The organism is Photorhabdus kayaii (assembly GCF_025384895.1).
In the GTDB taxonomy this organism is placed as follows: Bacteria; Pseudomonadota; Gammaproteobacteria; order Enterobacterales; family Enterobacteriaceae; genus Photorhabdus; species Photorhabdus kayaii.
The window spans coordinates 1-4,248 of the sequence record NZ_JAJAFZ010000130.1; the positions used below are offsets into that span (position 1 = coordinate 1).

Below are 4,248 nucleotides of genomic sequence, written 5' to 3' on the forward strand. Positions count from 1 at the left end.
GCCGGCCTATGCTTATGCCCGTCAACAGAAGATATTCCAGAAATGGCACTGGTCAAAATTTTTAATTTCCTGACAGGTCTGTTAGATACCCGACGCTATATGATTAATCAGGACCGTTTTTCTCCAGAAGATGCACTGAATCAATTAATCCAGTGGAAAGGTAAGTTCACTCGTCATTTAATTGGCCCTCCATTCATGATCCATCGTTTTATCACGTTCCTAAAAGAGAATAATACCAAGCTCACTTTAGATCGCGATAGCATGGTAATCACCATGGGCGGCTGGAAACGTTTTACCGGGGATATGATCTCCCGCGGCGAATTAAATGCAGATATCGAAGAATGGATGGGCATTCCAGTTTCCCGGATACGTGATATGTATGGTCTGGTTGAAGCAAACGTTCTTGCCATCGAAGATGAATATAACCATAAGCATGTTCCGCCTTATATTCATTTCTCCGTCCGTGATCCTAATGATTTAACACGTGAGCTACCTGAGGGTGAAACCGGGCAATTAGTGATCCTAGATCCACTCTCTGTTTCCACTCCCGGCATGTTACTGACAGAAGATTTGGTCTACTTGCGTACCGATCCTAATAAATCCTGGCGTAATTCTCAGCGAGTTCAGTTTGTTATGCGTACCGCTGCTGCTAAAGAGTTTGGTTGCTGTGCAGTCAACCTTGAGAGAAAAATGTCAGACGATGAAGGTACTTCAGCTACACCCGCTGTATAAATAGCAAGGTGGAATTATGTTTAACAACATCATTATTGACAACTTTTGCAATCCTGACTGCCAAGGGACGTTATCCGCCCCCACCATTAAACTGGCATTAGGTAACCCTGTATGCGGTGACAAGGTTGATATCGACCTGACACTGAATAACCAAGGCCGGGTAAATAATGCCTGTTTTCGTGCATGGGGATGTACCGCCTCCCTGGCAATGTCTAACCAATTTTGTCGTCATGCTAAAGGTAAGACTCTCGAAGAATTGAATGCATTATCGCCTGAGGGAATAGATGCATTATTAGGCGAGTTAGAACCCGCACAGCAACACTGCCTTGATATGCTGCATAAGCTATTTGAGCAGCTAAAGGGAAAAATATGACAAGTCTATATTTCGACTACAACGCCACAACACCGCTAAGTGTTAAAGCTCAGTTGGCGATTAAAGACGCAATGTCTATTTTTGCTAATCCGTCTAGCCACTACAGCTTAAGCGGCATGGCGAAAAAGTTGCTCACTGACGCTAGAAGATCGATGGCTGCATTGATGGGCACAGTCCCAGAGCAAATCCTATTTACATCAGGGGGAACCGAAAGTAATAACCAAGCCTTATCCAGCTTGTTAGCAACACTTTCCGGTTCGGATCTGTCTGCTCATCATGTTATTAGCTCTTCCATTGAGCATCCGTCTGTTCTGGCACCGTTACTCTGGTATCAGCAACGCGGGCTCCAGCTAACGCTGATCAATCCCGATAATCAAGGGCGAATCAGTGTACAAAGTATCCAGGAAAACCTACGGCCACAAACACGTCTGATCACATTGATGGCGATTAACAACGAAACCGGCGTGATCCAGCCCTATGAAGCGGTCGCTTCTTTAGCAAAAGAGGCCGGTGTTTATCTACATATCGATGCAGTACAGGCTATTGGTAAGCTTCCTTTTAGCTGTGACACACTTTCCGGCGTAACGACCGTATCTTTCTCCGGCCATAAGTTTAACGGCCCGAAAGGTATTGGCGGGCTCTACCATGCACCAAGTATTCAATTAAATCCCTTGCTACATGGTGGAGGGCAAGAACAAGGAGTACGCAGCGGCACTGAGAACACCTTAGGACTTGCTGGACTAGCGGCAGCAGCTAAAGAATCACTGAACGGCTTGCAAGGACGCTTCAATACTTACAAAACGCTCAGAACAACCTTGCTATCTCTGTTAGATCAATATCATGTTAACTACCTGATTAATGGTAATACCAATCCAGCGTTTCAGGCACCTTGGACTCTCAATTTAAGTTTCCCTGGTATTCGTGCTGAATCGCTAGCCAGCAGGCTAGATTTACGTTACGGCATCTCTTTATCCTTAGGATCAGCCTGTAGCAATAACAAATCAACACAACGTTCTCATGTTCTGGCTGCTATGAGGCTCCCCGATGATCGTATTGATAGTGCGGTACGCATCAGTTTCGGATATACCACAAGCCAAGATGATATTGAGATATTGGCTAGCGCTATCAAACAAGAAACATATAACTTACTTAAAATTTCAGGGAAATCTTTAATCACCCAGGAATAATAGCAAAACGATATTTAAAAAACGGGGTGGCAGGAATAACGCATTTATTAATTGGTACCTATACCCTATGGATTTCAAGATGCATCGCGACGGCAAGGGAGCGAATCCCCAGGAGCATAGATAACGATGTGACCGGGGTGAGTGAGTGCAGCCAACTGAGTGAGTGCAGCCAACAAAGAGGCAACTTGAAAGACGACGGGTATAGCTGTCTATGACGATATCACAATGCAGCTAACATTCATTTTTATGATGCTTTTATCTGCCAATCCTATTATTTGGTTGTATTAAAAATAAAGCATGTCACCAGGAAATAAATTTTGGAGATAATGTTTCATGAATATTCAAACAGGCTATCACCGCGTTGCCGTCACAGGCTATGGTTCTATCTGTTCGCTTGGGCAAAATACCCAAGAAATTTGGGATGCAATTCTAAGCTACCGTGTAGGCTACAAAAAGGAGGACCACCCAGACGCTTCTGTCGTAGCAAAGTTTTTCGGCAATATCCCTTTTTCTCCTGATGTCTCTCGGTTTTCCAAAAAGTTATTAAAGAACCTGCCCAAATTCAGCAAACTTGGGCTGATTGCTGCGGATGAAGCAATCAAGATGGCATTTGGTCACGATAAAGCCGCTCTTGACGAAAATTATTCTCCTTTTGAACGCGGCGTCATTTTTGGCACTGGTTGGGGTGGAGAAGATGCAACCGTTGAAAACAGCCATTCCTATGCTGATCAAGGCATTGCTTCACCTATGACCAATATTATGTCTATGCACAGCGTAGGGACAGCGGCAATTTCAATGAACTGGAATTTACGAGGATATCAAAATACCCCGGTTGCAGCTTGTGCAACTGGCAGTATGGCGATAGGTGATGCGTTTGAACTTATCCGCAGTGGACGCACTAAAATGATGCTAGCAGGGGGCGGTGAAAGCATCAGAGATCCATTCATTGTCTGGAGTATCGACATTCTTGGAGCATTGAGTAAAGAACAGGAATCTGTCGCAAATGCCTGCTGCCCATTCAGTAAAGATCGTAGTGGTTTTGTTATGTCGGAGGGTGCCGCAATATTATGCCTTGAAGACTATGACAGCGCTGTTGCCAGGGGAGCAAAAATACTGGCGGAAGTGATTGGCTATGGCAATAACTCTGATGCGTCAGATATGACAGCCCCGGCACCAGATTGCAAAGGACGGGTCATGGCGATTCAGATGGCGCTGGAACAGGCCAAGCTCTCCACCTCAGATATTCACTATATTAATGCTCATGGGACATCAACCCCATTAAACGACATTAACGAAACCGATGTTCTAAAAATAAGCCTGGGCGAGCACGCTTATCGTATCCCTATTTCCAGTACAAAATCCTATACAGGCCATCTTATTGCCGGAGCCGGAGCAATTGAATCCATTTTCTGTCTCAAAGCGATAGAGACAGCAACGATTCCCGCAACGATGCACTTGAATAATCCTGATCCGCTATGCGATCTGGATTATGTCCCCAATATCCACCGAACTCACCAAATTGTTGACACTGCTTTAAATGTTAACTACGGATTTGGTGGCACAAACTGTGCACTTATTTTCAGGAAAGCCGACAGATGAACGTTCAATTTCGTAAAGAAGATCTCAGTCAATGGGCTAAATTCTCTGGCGACTACAATCCTATCCATTTTGATGAGAAAATCGCTAGAGAAGTCGGGTTGGGTGGTATTGCAGTACACGGCATGCTGGCAATGATCCCGCTCAAAAGCGGATATGATTACCTGTCACAACCAAATGGGGAAATGGGCAGACAGTGGCACGTTAATTTACGCAATCCCGTACCTCTGGATGCCTGCTATTGCGTCAAAACTAAGCACACTGACCGAAATGGGAAAACGACCTTTAATCTGCAAGACGAAACAACCAACCTGAAACCTCTAGTTGGTCACTATAGTTGTTTCGATTTTTCACAAAAAA

6 protein-coding genes are annotated in these 4,248 nt (G+C 44.7%); all 6 read left to right on the forward strand.

Annotation, left to right across the window (positions count from 1 at the left end; all coding sequences use genetic code 11):
* The coding region (locus LGZ98_RS22975; protein WP_449301286.1) for a LuxE/PaaK family acyltransferase at nucleotides 1–732 on the forward strand (732 nt) is incomplete at its 5' end.
* A gap of 16 nt (nucleotides 733–748) precedes the next feature.
* Nucleotides 749–1,105 carry an iron-sulfur cluster assembly scaffold protein gene (locus LGZ98_RS22980; protein ID WP_113042863.1) on the forward strand — a complete coding sequence of 119 codons (357 nt, stop codon included), beginning with the start codon at nucleotides 749–751 and terminating at the stop codon, nucleotides 1,103–1,105.
* Nucleotides 1,102–2,292, forward strand: a complete 1,191-nt coding sequence (locus LGZ98_RS22985; protein WP_113042862.1) for a cysteine desulfurase family protein — start codon at nucleotides 1,102–1,104, stop codon at nucleotides 2,290–2,292. The genes LGZ98_RS22980 and LGZ98_RS22985 overlap by 4 nt, the downstream gene beginning before the upstream one ends.
* Before the next feature lie 26 nt (nucleotides 2,293–2,318).
* On the forward strand, nucleotides 2,319–2,507 hold the full coding sequence (locus LGZ98_RS22990) for a hypothetical protein (protein ID WP_262978656.1): 189 nt from the start codon (nucleotides 2,319–2,321) through the stop codon (nucleotides 2,505–2,507).
* A gap of 118 nt (nucleotides 2,508–2,625) precedes the next feature.
* The gene (locus tag LGZ98_RS22995) at nucleotides 2,626–3,891 is read left to right on the forward strand and encodes a beta-ketoacyl-[acyl-carrier-protein] synthase family protein (RefSeq protein ID WP_262978657.1); all 1,266 of its coding nucleotides are present in this window, start codon (nucleotides 2,626–2,628) and stop codon (nucleotides 3,889–3,891) included.
* On the forward strand, nucleotides 3,888–4,248 hold a 361-nt coding region (locus LGZ98_RS23000; protein WP_262978658.1), incomplete at its 3' end, for a MaoC/PaaZ C-terminal domain-containing protein. The genes LGZ98_RS22995 and LGZ98_RS23000, both read left to right, overlap by 4 nt.

Bases quoted from the DNA above. Each gene is read 5' to 3' on its own strand.
- LGZ98_RS22995 (WP_262978657.1), top strand. From the start codon at position 2,626: ATGAATATTCAAACAGGCTATCACCGCGTTGCCGTCACAGGCTATGGT.
- LGZ98_RS22980 (WP_113042863.1), top strand. From the start codon at position 749: ATGTTTAACAACATCATTATTGACAACTTTTGCAATCCTGACTGCCAA.
- LGZ98_RS22985 (WP_113042862.1), top strand. From the start codon at position 1,102: ATGACAAGTCTATATTTCGACTACAACGCCACAACACCGCTAAGTGTT.